The sequence below is a fragment of the Streptomyces violaceusniger Tu 4113 genome (assembly GCF_000147815.2).
Lineage (GTDB): Bacteria > Actinomycetota > Actinomycetes > Streptomycetales > Streptomycetaceae > Streptomyces > Streptomyces violaceusniger_A.
Map to the genome: position 1 here is coordinate 8,925,459 of NC_015957.1, position 16,350 is coordinate 8,941,808.

A 16,350-nucleotide genomic window follows, 5' to 3' on the forward strand; every position below is an offset into this window, starting at 1 on the left:
GAGCGTGAGCACCCCGCCCGGGTGTGTCCGCGCTCAGGGCCCACCGTGGCCTCCGAGCACCGCGCGCAGCCCCGGGTCTCGCAGCACCGCGATCGGCCCGTCGGTGTCGGTCCGCAACACGGCGGCTCCCTGGCCGCGCAGGGCGGCGATGGTGCGGGGCGACGGATGGCCGTAGGGGTTGTCCGCGCCACAGGAGATCAGGGCGAGGCGGGGTCTGAGGCGGCGGAGCAGGTGCGGGTCCTGGTAGGCCGAGCCGTGGTGGGCCACCTTGAGGACATCGACCTCGGGGAGGGTGGGGTGCGCCGTCTGCAGGGCCTGCTGGGCCGGGGGCTCCAGGTCGCCGAGGAGGAGCAGGGTCAGGCCCGCCGTGCGGACGAGGAGGGTGACGCTCGCGTCGTTCGGCCCCTCGGCCCCGGCCGGGGCGGGCGGGGGCGCAGGCCACAGGACCTCCCAGGCCAGCGGGCCGAAGCGCCGCCGCTCCCCCGGCACCGCCGCGACGACCGGGACATGCGCCGACCGGGCCCTGCGCCGTACGAACTCGGCCTGGCCGGGCGGCTCTTCCAGACCGGTCGTCTCGATGGCGCCGACCGCGCGCCCGCGTAACGCACCGGTCAGCCCGGCCACATGGTCGGCGTGGAAGTGGGTCAGGACCATCAGCGGAATCCGGACGACGCCCAGCGAGCGCAGACAGCGGTCGACGGCCCGCGGCTCGGGCCCGGTGTCCACGACGACGGCCGTACCGGGCCCCGCGGCCAGGACGAGGGCGTCGCCCTGGCCGACATCACACGCCACCATCCGCCAACCGGGCGGTGGCCAGCCGGTGATGATCCGGGCCAGGGGTACCGGGCGTACGACGGCCAGCAGCACCAGCAGGGCGCACACGGCGCACAGCAGGCGGTGGCGCAGCAGTCGACGGCCGACGAGGACCACGGCCAAGGTGACGACGGCCAGCAGCAGCGCGCCGGTCCAGCCGTCCGGCCAGCCCGCCTCGGCCCCGGGCAGCGCCGCACCGGTGCGGGCCACCTGAGCGATCCACCCGGCGGGCCAGCCCGCCGGCCAGGCGATCCACGCGGCGACCGGCGGCGCGACAGCGGCCACCGCGAGTGCGGCGAACCCGAGGACGGTGGCGGGGGCTACCGCCACCTCCGCGATGAGATTGCAGGGAATCGCCACCAGGCTCACCCGCGCGGCCATCGCCACCACGACCGGTGCGCAGACCGCCTGGGCCGCGGCGGCGGCCGCCAGCGCCTCGGCGAGCCGGGGCGGTACACCACGGCGCCGCAGGGCCGCGCTCCATCCCGGTGCGATGGTGAGCAGGGCGCCGGTGGCCAGCGCGGAGAGCAGAAAGCCGTAGCTCCGGGCCAGCCAGGGGTCGTAGAGCACCAGCGCGAGGACGGCGGCGGCCAGGGCCGGGAGCAGGGAGCGGCGGCGGCCGGTGCCGAGGGCGAGCAGCGTGATCAGCCCGCAGGCGGCGGCGCGCAGCACACTGGGCTCGGGTCTGCAGACGATGACGAAGGCGAGCGTGAGCCCGCCGCCGAGGAGGGCGGTCGTTCGCAGCCGGATGCCGAGCGCGCCCGCGAGACCGCGCCGCTCGGCCCGCCCGGCCAGCCGCGGCGGACCCGTGAGCAGGGCGAGCACCAGCGTGAGATTGCTCCCGGAGACGGCCATGAGGTGGAGCATGTCCGTGGCCCGGAACGCCTCGTCCAGTTCGGGCGGCACCCGTGAGGTGTCCCCCACGACCAGCGCCGGAAGCAACGCCCGCGCGTCCGGGGAGAGTCCGTCGGTCGCGGTGCGCAGCCCGGCGCGCAGCCGCCCGGCCAGCCGCTGGACCGCGCTGGGCGGACCCGTGACCCGCGGGGGTCCGCCGCCGTTCACGCGCACCACGGCCGCTATACGGTCCCCGTCGCGCAGGGGCGGCGCCAGGCGGCCGTGGACACGCAGCCGGGTGGACGGCAGCAGCCCGAGCCAGGCCGCCCGCTCCTCACCGGCCCTCGGGTGGACCGTCACCAGGACGGGTGTGCGGGTGGTGGTCGTGGTGCCGTCCGAGCCGGTGACCCGGCCGGTCTCGGCCTCCAGGACCACGGACGCGGGCGCGAGCGCCGCGCCCCGCACGCGTGGCCGAGTGAGCCGTGGATCCCCCGTGACCGTCACCTCGGCGGTGGCCTCGGCGTACTCCCGGGCCAGCGCGGGCACCGGGCCACGGCGTACGTCCGCCCCGTGCAGCCCGGCGACCGCCCCCGCGGCGGCCCCGCACAACAGCACGGCCGCCACCGCCCCTGCCGTACGTCGCCCACGCCACACGACGGTGCGGGGCGGTGGCGAAGTGTCTTGCTGCCGCGTCACGTTGTGGCCTTCGCCGGTGCCCGGACGCCTGCCGGCCCCGAGTGCGGCATCAGGCGCGGCATTGGGCACGGCACCGGGCGACCGACCGGCCGTCGACGGCGGTGCCTTCCGCTCCGGCCGGCGAGGCTCGGCGCCGCGTGGTCGCGACGGGGTGGGTTCGAGCGCCCGTCGGCCGTCCTGGAGCGGCACCGGCGAGAGCATGTCCGGGCCGCGCCGGGGGCTCAGTGCGCCGCGTCGTTGTCCACCCGATGCCGCTGCTCGTCGGCGAGCCCGGACGAGCAGCGCTGCCGCCACGAGGGAGGCAACCGTGCAGGCGAGGGCCACCATGTGGGCCGGTGCGTCCAGGGCGAGCGCCGCCGCTGCCCAGGCGGCCAGGGCCGGGGGCACGAGGCGGAGGTCGGGTGGGCCCTCCTGGCGTGGCTGTGACGCACCGCGCGGGGACACGGCCGCCGCATGGACCGGGGCGCGGGTCCGCCGGGGCCTCGCGACCGTCATGGCCGGACCAGCGGGCGCAGATCGGCGAACCGGCGCTCGCCGATGCCGTTCACCTCGCGGAGTTCATCGATGGAGCGGAAACCTCCGTGCTGGGTGCGGTAGTCGATGATGTGCCGGGCCAGGACGGGGCCGACTCCCGGGAGGGTGTCGAGCTGTTCGGCGGTCGCGGAGTTGAGGCTGACCGAGCCACCGGGCGCCCCGGGACCGGCCGGTGAGTTCGCGCCGTTGGCCACGTTCGGGTCACTGGGTGCGTTCGGGCCGTTGGGTGCGTTCGGTGCGCCAGCGGCCGGATCTGCTGCCGCACCCGCTGCGGGTGGTCCGCCCGCGGGGGCGCCGACGACGATCTGCTCCCCGTCCACCAGTGGCCGGGCTCGGTTCAGCCCGCTCAGGTCGGCGCCCGGTCGTACTCCACCCGCCGCTTCGAGGGCGTCGGCGACCCGCGCCCCGGGCGGCAGCTTCCGCAGCCCCGGACGGCGGACCTTGCCGGTCACATCCACCACGACCGTGCGACCGCCACCGGATGGGGTGAGCCGTCCCCTGGGCATCGAACCGGGTTCGGAGGGCGCGGCGCGCGGGGGCTCCGGATCCGGTGCGCGCACGGTCTGGGGACGGCCGGTCCAGAAGTGATACGCCGCGAAGGCCACCGCGGCGAGCAGGGCGACCGTCAGGGCGGCGACCGTTCTCAGCTCCATACCGCAGCGCAACTGAAGCCAGACCGGCAGCCGCTCGCGCAGGGCGAGCCTTACCCGGTCGCGTCGGCGCAGCGGCCCGCCCCCGGGCGCGTCCTCGGACGCCTCCTCGGATGGCCCTTCGCGCGCGTCCCGGGACGACCCCTTGCACGCGTCTCGGGGCAGCCCCTCGGGCTCGTCCCCGGGCGGCCCCTCGCGTACGTCCCGGGGCGGCCCCTCGGGCTCGTCCCTGGACGGCCCCTCTCGCGCGTCCCTAGGCAACTCCTCCCTCGCGTCTCCTAACCACCCCTCGCGCGCCTCTCGGGGCGGCTCCTCGGGCTCGTCCCCGAACAGCCCCTCGTTCCTTACCTCCCCGCTCCGTACCTCCTCCGCCTCCGCCTCCGCCTCCACAGCCGACGCTTCCCTGGCCAGGCCCCCCTCGTCCCGGGCCTTCGCAACGCCCCTCGGCCCATCCCGGCTGCCCAGGGCGATCGACCCGACCGCGATCGGGGGCGCCGACGGTGTAGAGAAGAGCGCTGCCACTCGGCTGGCGCGTGAGGGGGTGATGGGCTGGGTCTGGCGGTGGGTCCTGCGGCCGTGGCCTCCAGCGCCAGAGAGGCCGGTGCCGGACGGCGGGCGGGGGCGGCGGCCAGCCCCGCCGTCGCGATGACGGCCGCGCCCCGGACCCGTGGTTACTGTGCGTGATCGTGTCCTCATGCACCCGACGGTAGGCACAAGCGGCCGATCGCGCCGATCCGCTTCAATTCCCGGGGATAACCCCCAGGTTGTGGATAACTCCGCCACCCCACCGAGTGAGGAGCGTTGCCGAAGTACCGCCCACCCTCCGCTATCGCGGAGAGACCACAGCTCCCAGCAGCCCCGGCCCGGTGTGGGCCCCGATCACCGCGCCCACCTCGCTCACATAGAGCTCCGCCAGCCCCGGCACCCGGTCCCGCAGCCGCTCCGCGAGCGCCGCCGCCCGTTCGCCCGCCGCCAGGTGCTGCACCGCGATGTCCACCGGGCTCCGGCCGGCCCGCTCCACCACGATCTCCTCCAGCCGGGCGATGGCCTTCGAGGCGGTGCGGACCTTCTCCCGCAACTCGATCCGCCCCTCGTCGAGCTGGAGCAGCGGTTTGACCGCGAGCGCCGAGCCGAGCAGGGCCTGGGCCGCGCCGATGCGGCCGCCGCGCCGCAAATAGTCGAGGGTGTCGACGTAGAAGTAGGCGGCGGTGCCGTCGGCCCGTTTCTCCGCCGCCGCCACGGCCTCGTCCAGCGTGCCGCCGCCCTCCGCCGTCTCGGCCGCCGCCAGCGCGCAGAAGCCCAGCGCCATCGCGACCATTCCGCTGTCCACCACCCGCACCGGAACGGGCGCGTCCTGTGCCGCGAGCGCCGCCGCGTCGTAGGTGCCGGAGAATTCGGCCGACAGATGCAGGGAGACGATGCCCGTCGCGCCCTCCTCGGCGGCGGCCCGATAGGCGGCGGCGAACATTGCCGGACTGGGCCGGGACGTCGTCACCGGCTTCCGCTTCTGCAACGCCTGCGCGAGGGACCGGGCCGAGATCTCGGTGCCTTCTTCCAGGGCCCGGTCTCCGAGCACGACCGTCAGCGGCACCGCGGTGATGCGATGCCGCTCCATCGCATCCTGCGGCAAGTAAGCCGTTGAATCGGTCACGATCGCGACATGGCGGGACATGACTGGGAGGTTAGCGGGGGATGGAGCCTGCCGACAGCGCGACCCCAGCGGATGATCAATTGCCTTACCCATCATGCCCTGTTCAGACGTGGCTCAGATCCTGTTCTCGGGCCGGGTCCCGGGGTCTCAGGCCGGGGGTCTGAGATCCCGGGCCGGATTATGGGACTCAGGCCGTGTTCTCGGGACGACGGGACTGCTGCCAGGGCTTCTGCCACGCCTGGGGCTCCGTCTGGGGCCTCGCCCCGAGCGACGGCCGGGGCGGCTCCGGCTCCTGCCCCGCCTCGGGCCCCGATCGCGCCCCCGCCTCGGGCCGCGCCCCCGCCTCGGGCGCCGGCCACGACCCCGCATCCGTCCGCGGCTCCTCCGGCTCCACCGCCGTCCAGTGCCGCAGCGCCCCGGCCTCCATCTCGATCTCGCGGTTCAGCGAGTCCAGGTCGTCATGCGCAAACCGCTGCGTCCGCTCCTGCACCGCCCAGCGCAGCGAGTCGGCGGACTGGGTGATCCGCCCCGTACGCTGCCGCAGGTCGGGCAGCAGGGCGGCGAGACGGGCCCTGTCGGGCTCCTGCTCCAGCCGCTTCAGATCCGCCTCCAGATCCTGGGCATGGGCGCTCAGCCGCTGGAAGAGGACCAACGACTCCGACAGTGACCGGTCTTGCGGGGCGGCCGCCTGCAGCGCCTGACTGGTGGCGCGCATCGAGCCGCGCAGGGAGAGCCGAAGCTGGGCGAGCTCACCGGCCGCGCCCGGCTGCGCGAGCTGCCGGGCCCGGAGTCTGGTGTCCTCCACCGTGCGACGGGCCTGGTGCACCGTGCGGTCGATACCGCGCTTCGCCGCCCTGACCGCGCGAACGGCCGCATAGACCCCCGCCAGCATGATCAGGACGAAAAGCAGCAACAGGATCCAGATGGCTTCCATGTGCGCTCCTTGGGGCGGCGGTCACGGCACGGTGGCGGTCGTCCTCTCAGCGTAAACGCGCCGGGCGGGCCAGAGGTTCCTGACGAACCCCCAACCCGCCCACATGTGGCACTCCGCGGATGGGACGGCCCTTACAGCGCGGCCCCGTCCCCGCCCCGCATCACGCCGGAACGATGTTGACCAGCTTCGGCGCCCGCACGATGACCTTACGGATGCCCGCGCCGTTCAGCGCCGCCACGACCGCCGGGTCACCCAGCGCCAGCGCCTCCAGGTCGTCGTCCGAGACCGAGGGCGCGACCTCCAGCCGGGCCTTGACCTTGCCCTTGACCTGGACCACACAGGTGACGGTCTCGTCCACGACATACGCCGGGTCGGCGACCGGGAAGGGCTCGTGGACGACGGACGTGGAGTGGCCCAGCCTGCGCCACAGCTCCTCTGCGACATGCGGGGCCAGCGGCGAGATCAGCAGCACCAGCCCCTCGGCCACCGAGCGGGGCACCTCGCGCACCTTGGTGACGTGGTTGTTCAGCTCGGTGATCTTGGCGATGGCGGTGTTGAAGCGCAGGCCCTCCATGTCCTGCCGAACGCCGTCGATCGCCTTGTGCAGGGCGCGCAGCGTGGCCTCGTCGGGCTCCGCGTCCACGACGGTGACCTCACCGGTGCCCTCGTCGACGACATTGCGCCACAGCCGCTGCAGCAGCCGGTACTGGCCGACCACGGCACGGGTGTCCCAGGGCCGCGAGACATCCAGCGGACCCATGGCCATCTCGTACAGCCGCAGGGTGTCGGCCCCGTACTCGGCGCAGATCTCGTCCGGCGTGACCGCGTTCTTCAGGGACTTGCCCATCTTGCCCAGCAGCCGGGTGACCTGCTCGCCCTCGTACCAGTAGGCCCCGTCCCGCTCCTCGACCTCGGCGGCCGGGACGGCGATACCGCGGCTGTCCCGGTAGACATACGCCTGGATCATGCCCTGGTTGTACAGCTTGTGGAACGGCTCGACCGAGGAGACGTGCCCCAGGTCGAACAGCACCTTGGACCAGAACCGGGCGTACAGCAGATGGAGCACCGCATGCTCGGCGCCGCCGACGTACAGGTCCACACCGCCGTGCGGCTGACCCTCGCGCGGCCCCATCCAGTAGCGCTCGGTCTCGGGGTCGACCAGCCGCTCGCTGTTGTGCGGGTCCAGGTAGCGCAGCTCGTACCAGCAGGATCCGGCCCAGTTGGGCATGGTGTTGGTCTCGCGGCGGAACGGCCGCGGCCCGCGCCCGTCGCCCAGGTCCAGCACCACGTTGACCCAGTCCTCGTTCCGGGACAGCGGGGTCTCCGGGGAGGTGTCGGAGTCGTCCGGGTCGAAGGTGCGCGGCGAGTAGTCCTCGACCTCGGGCAGCTTCAGGGGCAGCATCGACTCGGGCAGGGCGTGCGCCACACCCTCCTCGTCGTAGACGATCGGGAACGGCTCGCCCCAGTAGCGCTGCCGGCTGAACAGCCAGTCGCGCAGCCGGTAGTTGACGGTGCCCTCGCCGATGGCGCGGGACTCCAGCCATTCGGTGATGCGCGCCTTGGCCTCGACGACGCCCAGCCCGTCCAGCGATACGGACTCCCCCGTCGAGTTGACGATCTTCGCGTCGTACGAGGCGAAGGCGTCGTCCCAGGTGGACGGGTCCGTGCCGCGGTCGTCGGACGGCTCCACGACGCAGCGCATGGGCAGCTCGAAGGCGCGGGCGAAGGCGAAGTCGCGGCTGTCGTGCGCCGGAACGGCCATGATCGCGCCGGTCCCGTAGCCCATCAGGACGTAGTCGGCGATGAAGACCGGCACCTGCTCGCCGCTGACCGGGTTGATGGCGTACGCACCGGTGAAGACGCCGGTCTTCTCCTTGACCTCGGCCTGCCGCTCGACGTCGGACTTGGCCGCGGCCTGTTTGCGGTAGGCGTCGACGGCCTGGGCCGGGGTGGCGTGCCCGCCGGTCCAGGCGTCGCGGGTGCCCTCGGGCCAGGCGTCCGGGACGATCTCGTCCACCAGGCCGTGCTCGGGCGCCAGGACCATATAGGTGGCGCCGAACAGGGTGTCCTGGCGGGTGGTGAAGATCGTGATCTTGGCGTCGGCGTGGCCGGTCACCGGGAAGTCGACCCGGGCGCCCTCGCTGAGGCCGATCCAGTTGCGCTGCTGCAGCTTGATGGCCTCGGGCCAGTCCAGCTCGTCCAGGTCGTCCAGCAGCCGGTCGGCGTAGGCGGTGATGCGCATGTTCCACTGGCGCAGCTTGGCCTTGAAGACCGGGAAGTTGCCGCGCTCGGAGCGGCCGTCCGCGGTGACCTCCTCGTTGGCCAGCACGGTGCCCAGCCCGGGGCACCAGTTGACGGGCGCGTCCGAGGCGTAGGCCAGGCGGTACTCGCCCAGGATGTCGGCGCGCTCGGACTCGGTCAGCTCGGCCCAGGAGCGGCCGTCGGGGGTCGGGCGCTCACCCGAGGCGAACTGCTGGAGCAGGGTGTCGATGGGGCGCGCGGTCTTCGCCTCGGGGTCGTACCAGGAGTTGAAGATCTGCAGGAAGATCCACTGGGTCCACCGGTAGTAGTCCGGGTCGATCGTCGCGAAGGAGCGGCGCTGGTCGTGGCCCAGGCCCAGCCGACGCAGCTGCCGCCGCATGTTCTCGATGTTGGCCTCGGTGCTGACCCGCGGGTGGGTGCCGGTCTGCACCGCGTACTGCTCGGCGGGCAGGCCGAAGGCGTCGAAGCCCAGCGTGTGCAGGACGTTGTGGCCCGTCATGCGGTGGTAGCGGGCGAACACATCGGTGGCGATGTAGCCCAGCGGATGGCCCACGTGCAGCCCCGCACCCGAGGGATACGGGAACATGTCCATGACGAACTTCTTGGGCCGGGCGACGGCCTCGGCGTCGCCGGCCAGGTCGCCGCTCGGGTTGGGCGCCTCATACGTGCCGTGCGCGTCCCAGAAGTCCTGCCAGCGGGCTTCGATGTCGGCGGCCAAGGCGGCCGTGTAGCGGTGCGGCGCGGCCACCTCGGCCGCGGCATTGGTCTCGCTCATGGTCCTCAAAGCTCCATCGGTCGTCTCTGCCTGCGGCAACGCAGCGGATCCCTCACGCTTCCGAAACAAAAAGACCCCTCGCACAGGAGGGGACGCCGCGCTGATGCCGACCGGGGCTGCTCTCGGTCGGTACTGGTCAGCGCGGCCCGCTAAGCAGAAGGCGTACGGCACGCATGGAGTCAGGTTACCGCAGGGCACTGACGGCCCGCACGGAGGTGACCCCCGTCACGCACGACGAAAAGCGGGCCGTCCTTGCCGGACGACCCGCCTCTTTGATGTGGAGCTAAGGAGAATTGAACTCCTGACCTCCTGCATGCCATGCAGGCGCTCTACCAACTGAGCTATAGCCCCAGGCCTTGCTCCGCCCGGCTTCCCCGGCGGCGACGCCTACATTACACGGACGTCCCGGCCTTCCGCCAAATCGATTACCCGGGGGCCGGAGCAGAGCCCCGTTACGCCGTCGCGAACGAATAGAAACGCTTCAGCGTGCAGTGCTCGTCGAGGAGCCGTCCATAGATCGGCTCGCCTTCGAGCTCGCGGTAGGTCTCGATGGGATCGCCCCTGATGATCAGCGCCCGCGCGCACTCCGCACACCAATACTGGTAGTCGGAGTTGAGCGGCTCCATGTCGCGGACGATCGGTGTGCCGGCGCCGCACCAGTCGCACTTCCGGCTGTGGGCTCCCATCTCACTCAGCTCCAGCTATGGCCACAGGCCGTACACACGTAGGAAACACCACCGTTGTCACCGAGGACCTGGGCCACATGCGCGGAGCCGCAGGACGGGCACACGATGCCCGCTCGTGCCCTGCGGGACGGGTCCTCGATCGCATCGAGGATGCTGGTCCGCATCCCACCTGCCCTCCCCATCGGACGTGTCGGCCCCATCCCCCTCCGGCCGTCCGATTCTGCCACGGGACGACGCGCAGGTCAGCGGAGATTCCCCACTCGTCTCACCAGACTCATCAGTAGTCCGCACCGCGCGGCCCCGGCCAAGGCGACGCAGGTCACCCACAGGGCGTCCGCGGAGGCACCCGCACTGGGCACCGTACCGTCCGCCGCGCCCAGGAACATGCCCAGGAACACGGCCCCGAAGACCGCGACGCCGATGAGCAGGCCGAGTTGAGCCGCTGTCACCAGAACCCCGCCGGCGTCCGCCGCGTCCTGCCGCCTTACGGTCGCCAACGTCCGCGTGAACAGGGGGCTGTAGGCGGACGAGAGCCCCGCGCCGGAAGCCGTAAGGGCGACGAGGAGCCAGGTGCCGTCATCCGTTCCCTCGCGCAGTACCGGACCGGTTCCGGCGAACGAGGCTGCCGCCGACGGGAATCCGTCCCCCAGCGCGATACGGATCACCGCGAGCGGCATCCCCGGTGCGCGCACCGCCCGCGGGGAGATCAGCGGCGGAGAGAGCCGCCGGAAGTGGCGCGGAAAGCAGCGATCCCGCCTCCCTGTGGGAGAGACGGGATCGTGGATCTGTGGAGCTAAGGAGAATTGAACTCCTGACCTCCTGCATGCCATGCAGGCGCTCTACCAACTGAGCTATAGCCCCGCTCTTCTCTGCGCCGAAGCGCTTCGAACGAGAAGGAGCATAGCCGGTGACCTGCCGGAAAAGGAAATCCGCTCAGTCGTCGTCGCCGAGCACCGGCTCGGGCAGCGATCCGGCGTTGTGCTCCAGCAGCCGCCAGCCCCGCGCGCCCTCGCCCAGAACGGACCAGCAGCAGTTGGACAGGCCGCCCAGCGCCTCCCAGGTCCGGGGCTCCAGACCGAGCAGCCGGCCGATGGTGGTGCGGATCGTGCCGCCGTGGCTGACCACCACGAGCGTGCCGTCGTCCGGCAGCTTGTCGGCGCTCTCCAGCACCACCGGCGCCGCCCGGTCGGCGACCTCGGTCTCCAGCTCACCGCCACCGCGCCGGACCGGCTCGCCGCGCTTCCACGCCGCGTACTGCTCGCCGAAGCTCTCGATGATCTCCTCGTGGGTCAGCCCCTGCCAGGCGCCCGCGTAGGTCTCCCGCAGCCCCGCGTCATGCGTGACCGAAAGCCCCGTGACGGCGGACAGCTCGGCGGCCGTGGCCGCCGCCCGCTTCAGATCGGAGGCGATGATCGCGTCCGGCTTCAGGGCGGCCAGCAGCCGGGCCGCCCGGTGCGCCTGCGCGACACCGGTGTCGGTGAGCTCGATGTCCAGAGAGCCCTGGAAGCGCCGCTCTATGTTCCAGGCGGTCTGGCCGTGGCGCCACAGGACGATGCGGCGGCCACGGCCGCCTTGCGTGCCGTTCAGCTCAGCTCACCGCCCACGCCGCCGTCCGCGGCCTGCGCCTGTGCGTGCTCCTGCCCCTTGCCGCGGGTGGCCTTGGCGTCGGCCGGGAGCTCCAGTTGCGGGCAGTCCTTCCAGAGCCGCTCCAGGGCGTAGAACACCCGCTCCTCGCTGTGCTGGACGTGCACCACGATGTCCACGTAGTCCAGCAGCACCCAGCGGGCCTCACGGTCGCCCTCGCGGCGCACCGGCTTGGCGCCCAGGTCCTTGTTCAGCCGCTCCTCGATCTCGTCGACGATCGACTTGACCTGGCGGTCGTTGGGGGCCGAGGCCAGCAGGAAGGCGTCGGTGATGGAGAGCACATCGCTGACGTCGTACGCGATGATGTCGTGCGCGAGCTTGTCGGCGGCCGCCTGGGCGGCGGCGTTGATGAGCTCGAGGGAGCGGTCCGTGGCGGTCACAGGCAAAGCTTTCGGTCGGTGGTACGTCGAAGGTCTGGCTTCCCCCAGGATCTCACGCCCCACCGTCACGCCGGGTGCCGCTCCTCGGCCGCCCGGCGTGCCCGGGGAGAACGCCGGGAGTACCCCGGGGGAACGCCCGGGGCGCCCGGGGAAACGGGGCGCCCGGGCGGTGCGGCTCAGCCCTTGGCGTCGTAGTCCGAGCCGAGGAGGACCGTGATGTCCGCGTTGGCCGCGCCCTTGCCCTTCCGCACCGCCGTCTCCGGCAGCCCGAGCGTCTTGGCGACCTCCTTGGCCTGGCCCGCCTGTGCGGCGTCCGCGTAGGTCACCCGCGAGGCCGACTGCGGCGTACCGCCGCCCTCGGTGGCCGTGACGACCGTAAAGCCGCCATTGACCAGCGCGACCCGCGCGGCGCCCGACCCGTCCTTGGGGCCTCCGGCGTTGGTCACGCTGACCCGGGGCGCGGTGTTCTTGTCGGTGTTCTTGACCGTGCCGCCCAGGATGTCCTTGACCACATGGTCGGTCGCCTGGCTGCTGAGCGTCCCGTCCGACTGGACCGGCAGCATGGCGGTGTCGTACGCACCGCTCTTGGCCTGCCCGGCCAGCTTCGCCAGCGACGCGCCGAGCTGCTGCTCGGACAGCGACGGGTCGGGGATCTGGGCCAGCGACTCCACGGTGCTGGTGGCGCCCTTCGTATCGCTGGAGACCTTCTTCAACGCCGCCTGCATGACCTGCCCGAACCGCGCGAGCTGCTTGGACTGTGCCTCGCCGGGCCCGCGGTAAGTGGCGTACGCCACGGCCGCCTGGCCGCTCAGGATCTGGTCCTTGCCCTGCTTGACCAGGGGATCCTCGCCCTTCTGGGGGCTGGGGACGGTCGCGTCGGTGTCGAGGGTGATCCCGCCGACCAACTCCACGAGGTTCTCCAGATAGGGCGTGTCCAGCCGCCAGGTGCCCTGGATCTTCGAACCCAGCAGGGTGCTCAGGGAGTCCCGGGTGGCGTCGGAGCCCTCGCCGGTCACCGACTTGCCGAGCGTGGTGGAGGCGCCGTCCTCGGTGGAGACGGACAGCGAGTTCGGCAGCAGGACGGTGGTGCCCTTCTTGGTGGTCTCGTTGTCCACCAGCAGGGCCGTGGAGGTGCCGCCGCCCTTGGTCTCGCGCAGATGGACGACGATCACATCGCGCTTCTGCGGGCCCCCCGCGGCCGCCTGGTCCTCGGCGCTGTCGGACAGCCCCGGGAGCTTGCCCGCGTACCAGAGGTAGCCGACACCGCCCGCCGCGGCGATGACCAGGACCACGACGAGCGCGATGACGCGGTTGCGACCCTTACGGCGGCGCTCGTCACGGCGCTCGGAACGGGTCTCGGCGAACTTCAGCCAGTCGATGACATCGTCGGATTCCTCGTCCTCCTCCTCGACGAAGGAGAACTGCTCGGTGTGGTACTCCTCCTCATCGGAATCCCCGGGGCCCCCTGGCCCCCCGGGCGCCCCAGGCCGCTTCGGCTGCGCGGACCGGGGCTCCCCGGCCGGAGGCGCCTCGGGCCCGCCGCGCAACTGCTCCGGGCTCAGCTCCTCGTAGGGGTTGGGCTCTCGCTGCGGGGGGACGGCGGCAGGCGCGGCGGCCGGTGGATAGCCATAGCCGTAGCCCTGTTGCTGTTGCTGTTGCTGTTGCTGTTGCTGGTGGTACTGCTGCGGCTGCTGTTGGTACTGCTGTTGTTGGTGCTGATGCTGCTGTTGCTCTTCCTGGGCGTACGGGTCGTAACTCTGCGTCTGGGTGTGCTGCTGCTGAGGCTGCTGGGGCTGGTGATGCTGCGGCTGGGCGTAGGGGTCGTAGCCGTACCCGTCCTGCTGCTGTTGCTCCCCGTACTGTTGCTGCGGCTGTTGCTGCGGCTGTTGCTGGGCGTACGGGTCGTAACTCTGCTGCTGTGCCGCCTGCGGCTGGTAGACGGGACGCCCATAGGCGTCATAGCCGTAGATCTGCGGCTCCTGGCCATACGGGTCCTGTGCGTACGGCTCGTACGGATCCTGCCGGTCGTTCACCGGTACCCCTTCAGCAGTCGTGCCGGTACAGCTCGCGCTTGTCGATGTAGCGCACCACGCCGTCCGGCACCAGGTACCAGACGGGGTCGCCATGAGCGACCCGCGCCCGGCAGTCCGATGACGAGATCGCCAGTGCCGGAACCTCCACCAGCGACACCCCGCCCTCCGGCAGCCCCGGGTCGGCCAGTATGTGCCCCGGTCTGGTCACCCCGATGAAGTGGGCCAGCGAGAAGAGCTCTTCGGCGTCACGCCAGGTGAGGATCTGGGCGAGTGCGTCGGCCCCGGTGATGAAGAACAGATCCGCGTCACCGTTGAGCGCGCGTAGGTCCCGGAGCGTGTCGGTGGTGTAGGTGGGGCCGCCGCGGTCGATGTCGATACGGCTGACCGAGAATTGCGGATTCGACGCGGTCGCGATGACCGTCATCAGATAGCGGTCCTCGGCCGGGGAGACCTTCTTATGGCTCTTCTGCCAGGGCTGACCGGTGGGCACGAACACCACCTCATCGAGGTGGAACTGCGAGGCCACCTCGCTCGCCGCGACCAGGTGACCGTGGTGGACCGGGTCGAATGTCCCGCCCATCACGCCTAGTCGCCGCTTGCCGGACCCTTTCTCCTCTTCCATGCGTGCAGACCCTACTGGGCCCGGCCCGGAGCCGGGGCCCATAGGGGCAATCGCCCAGCTCAGCGGTCCCGGTTGAAGCGCGTGGTGATCCACAGCAGCAGGAAGAGGATCACCAGGGCCCCACCGCCGGTCATGTAGGGGCTGATCGTCGGGTGGGTGTCGGTGTGCTCACCACCCTCGGCCGCGAGCGTGGTCAGGGCAGCATGTGCGGTGCTGATAGCGGTCATCGCAGGCAGTACCTATCCGGGTCTAGGCGACACAACACGTCGGCCACATCGTATGCGAGGCGGTTTTCGGTCCTGCTGTCCGTCCTGCTGGTCTCCGCTCAGTCCTGCTTGTATCCGCGCAGCAGCAACCAGGCGAGCAGGGCGGCGCCCACCACGCCGACCACGATGACGGTGCGCAGCAGCGCTCCCGGGCCGTCGTTGCTGTGGGAGGTGGCGGCGAGGGCTTCGGTGAGGCCAGTCATATCGGGCATGTCTCCACGCTAACCCTCGGACGGTCAGGGCCTAGGCTGGGGGCCGCCGGACGAGGGGCCCGGACCGGGCGCCCCGTCGAGCGGGCAATCGACCGAGGGGGCCAGATGAGCGACACTCATGAGACCGGCGGCGGAAGCGGGACGGGAGACGCCCGGGAGCATGTGCCCAGCCGGGAGCAGCGGCGGTTCCCCGGGATCTCCTCACGGGCGTACGAACATCCGGCGGACCGCTCCGCGCTGGTCGCGCTGCGCAAGCTGACCGGCTTCGACATGGTCTTCAAGGCGATGAGCGGTCTGCTGCCCGAGCGGAGTCTGCGGCTGCTCTACCTGTCCGATTCGGTGCGGGTCAGCGACCGGCAGTTCGCCCATCTTCACGACATGCTGCGGGACGCCTGCTACATCCTGGACCTGGAGCGGGTCCCGGCCATGTACGTCACCCAGAACCCGCAGCCGACCGCGATGTGCATCGGCATGGACGCGCCGATCATCGTGATCTCCACCGGTCTGGTCGAGCTGCTCGACGAGGAGGAGATGCGGGCGGTCATCGGCCATGAGGTGGGCCATGCGCTGTCGGGACACTCGGTCTACCGGACGATACTGCTGTTCCTCACCAGCCTCGCGCTGAAGGTCGCCTGGATCCCCCTCGGCAATGTGGCGGTGCTGGCGCTGGTGACGGCGCTGCGGGAGTGGTTCCGCAAGTCGGAGCTGTCGGCGGACCGGGCGGGGCTGCTGGTCGGGCAGGATCTGCGGGCCTCGATGCGCGGGCTGATGAAGCTCGCGGGCGGCCACCACCTCCATGAGATGAACGTGGACGCCTTCCTGGAGCAGGCGGAGGAGTACGAGTCGAGCGGCGATCTGCGGGACTCCGTCCTCAAGATCATGAACATGCTGCCGCGCAGCCATCCGTTCACCACCGTGCGCGCGGCCGAGCTCAAGAAGTGGGCCGCGACCCGCGACTACCAGCGGCTCATGGACGGCCACTACCCGCGTCGCGACGAGGACAGGGACGCGTCGGTCAGCGACTCGATCCGGGATTCCGCGAGCCACTACGCGGAGTCGGTGCGCAACAGCAAGGATCCGCTGTTCGCCTTCGTCAGGGACGTGGCGGGCGGCGCCGGGGACCTGGGCGGCAAGCTGCGCGACCGGTTCACGGGTGGCGGGGGCAAGCAGGGCGGGGAGACCCCCGAGGAGGGCGCCACGCCCGGGGACGGGCCCCAGGAGCCCCAGGGCGGGACTGAGAGTGCTCAGGACCACCGGCCCGGGGACGGACCGGAAGAGCGGCCGGGGAACGAGCGGCCGGGGAACGACGACGGGCCCGGGAACGGGGACACCCCGCCGCAGCGCTGAGACCGGCCGAG

At 71.8% G+C, this 16,350-nt stretch carries 15 protein-coding genes and 2 tRNA genes; 1 reads left to right on the forward strand and 16 read right to left on the reverse strand.

The window, feature by feature from the left end:
• Nucleotides 1-33: 33 nt before the first annotated feature.
• From STRVI_RS36885 to STRVI_RS53145, 16 genes are all read right to left on the reverse strand, one after another.
• A complete protein-coding gene (locus STRVI_RS36885; protein ID WP_078505534.1) occupies nucleotides 34-2,838 on the reverse strand; it encodes a ComEC/Rec2 family competence protein in 2,805 nt (934 codons plus the stop codon).
• Nucleotides 2,835-3,917, reverse strand: a complete 1,083-nt coding sequence (locus tag STRVI_RS36890) for a ComEA family DNA-binding protein (protein WP_014060663.1) — start codon at nucleotides 3,915-3,917, stop codon at nucleotides 2,835-2,837. The genes STRVI_RS36885 and STRVI_RS36890 overlap by 4 nt, the downstream gene beginning before the upstream one ends.
• A gap of 436 nt (nucleotides 3,918-4,353) precedes the next feature.
• On the reverse strand, nucleotides 4,354-5,199 hold the full coding sequence (locus tag STRVI_RS36895; RefSeq protein WP_014060664.1) for a DegV family protein: 846 nt from the start codon (nucleotides 5,197-5,199) through the stop codon (nucleotides 4,354-4,356).
• 166 nt (nucleotides 5,200-5,365) lie between these two features.
• Nucleotides 5,366-6,112 carry a hypothetical protein gene (locus tag STRVI_RS36900; RefSeq protein ID WP_014060665.1) on the reverse strand — a complete coding sequence of 249 codons (747 nt, stop codon included), beginning with the start codon at nucleotides 6,110-6,112 and terminating at the stop codon, nucleotides 5,366-5,368.
• 160 nt (nucleotides 6,113-6,272) lie between these two features.
• On the reverse strand, nucleotides 6,273-9,149 hold the full coding sequence (leuS, locus tag STRVI_RS36905; protein WP_014060666.1) for a leucine--tRNA ligase: 2,877 nt from the start codon (nucleotides 9,147-9,149) through the stop codon (nucleotides 6,273-6,275).
• Nucleotides 9,150-9,427: 278 nt separating this feature from the next.
• Nucleotides 9,428-9,500, reverse strand: a tRNA-Ala gene (locus STRVI_RS36910).
• 101 nt (nucleotides 9,501-9,601) lie between these two features.
• On the reverse strand, nucleotides 9,602-9,835 hold the full coding sequence (locus STRVI_RS36915; RefSeq protein ID WP_014060667.1) for a hypothetical protein: 234 nt from the start codon (nucleotides 9,833-9,835) through the stop codon (nucleotides 9,602-9,604).
• A 5-nt stretch (nucleotides 9,836-9,840) separates the two neighbouring features.
• Nucleotides 9,841-9,999: a hypothetical protein gene (locus STRVI_RS53135; RefSeq protein WP_014060668.1), complete on the reverse strand. Its 159-nt coding sequence runs from the start codon at nucleotides 9,997-9,999 to the stop codon at nucleotides 9,841-9,843.
• Nucleotides 10,000-10,077: 78 nt separating this feature from the next.
• Nucleotides 10,078-10,512 carry a hypothetical protein gene (locus STRVI_RS36920; protein WP_043237126.1) on the reverse strand — a complete coding sequence of 145 codons (435 nt, stop codon included), beginning with the start codon at nucleotides 10,510-10,512 and terminating at the stop codon, nucleotides 10,078-10,080.
• A 111-nt stretch (nucleotides 10,513-10,623) separates the two neighbouring features.
• A tRNA-Ala gene (locus tag STRVI_RS36925) sits at nucleotides 10,624-10,696 on the reverse strand.
• A 72-nt stretch (nucleotides 10,697-10,768) separates the two neighbouring features.
• On the reverse strand, nucleotides 10,769-11,422 hold the full coding sequence (locus STRVI_RS36930) for a histidine phosphatase family protein (protein ID WP_014060669.1): 654 nt from the start codon (nucleotides 11,420-11,422) through the stop codon (nucleotides 10,769-10,771).
• Entirely contained in the window at nucleotides 11,419-11,859 is a 441-nt protein-coding gene (gene rsfS, locus STRVI_RS36935; RefSeq protein ID WP_043237128.1) for a ribosome silencing factor, read from the reverse strand. Before rsfS ends, STRVI_RS36930 begins: the two co-directional genes overlap by 4 nt.
• Nucleotides 11,860-12,035: 176 nt before the next feature.
• Nucleotides 12,036-13,892: an LCP family protein gene (locus STRVI_RS36940; protein ID WP_014060671.1), complete on the reverse strand. Its 1,857-nt coding sequence runs from the start codon at nucleotides 13,890-13,892 to the stop codon at nucleotides 12,036-12,038.
• A 10-nt stretch (nucleotides 13,893-13,902) separates the two neighbouring features.
• Nucleotides 13,903-14,514: a nicotinate-nucleotide adenylyltransferase gene (gene nadD / locus STRVI_RS36945; protein WP_014060672.1), complete on the reverse strand. Its 612-nt coding sequence runs from the start codon at nucleotides 14,512-14,514 to the stop codon at nucleotides 13,903-13,905.
• 59 nt (nucleotides 14,515-14,573) lie between these two features.
• Nucleotides 14,574-14,741 (reverse strand): hypothetical protein, encoded by a 168-nt coding sequence (locus STRVI_RS53140; RefSeq protein WP_014060673.1) that lies wholly within the window; start codon nucleotides 14,739-14,741, stop codon nucleotides 14,574-14,576.
• 98 nt (nucleotides 14,742-14,839) lie between these two features.
• On the reverse strand, nucleotides 14,840-14,992 hold the full coding sequence (locus STRVI_RS53145) for a hypothetical protein (RefSeq protein ID WP_043237130.1): 153 nt from the start codon (nucleotides 14,990-14,992) through the stop codon (nucleotides 14,840-14,842).
• Nucleotides 14,993-15,097: 105 nt separating this feature from the next.
• Between STRVI_RS53145 and STRVI_RS36960 the strand changes: the two genes are divergently transcribed.
• Entirely contained in the window at nucleotides 15,098-16,339 is a 1,242-nt protein-coding gene (locus STRVI_RS36960; RefSeq protein WP_014060675.1) for a M48 family metallopeptidase, read from the forward strand.
• The last annotated feature ends 11 nt before the right edge of the window (nucleotides 16,340-16,350 follow it).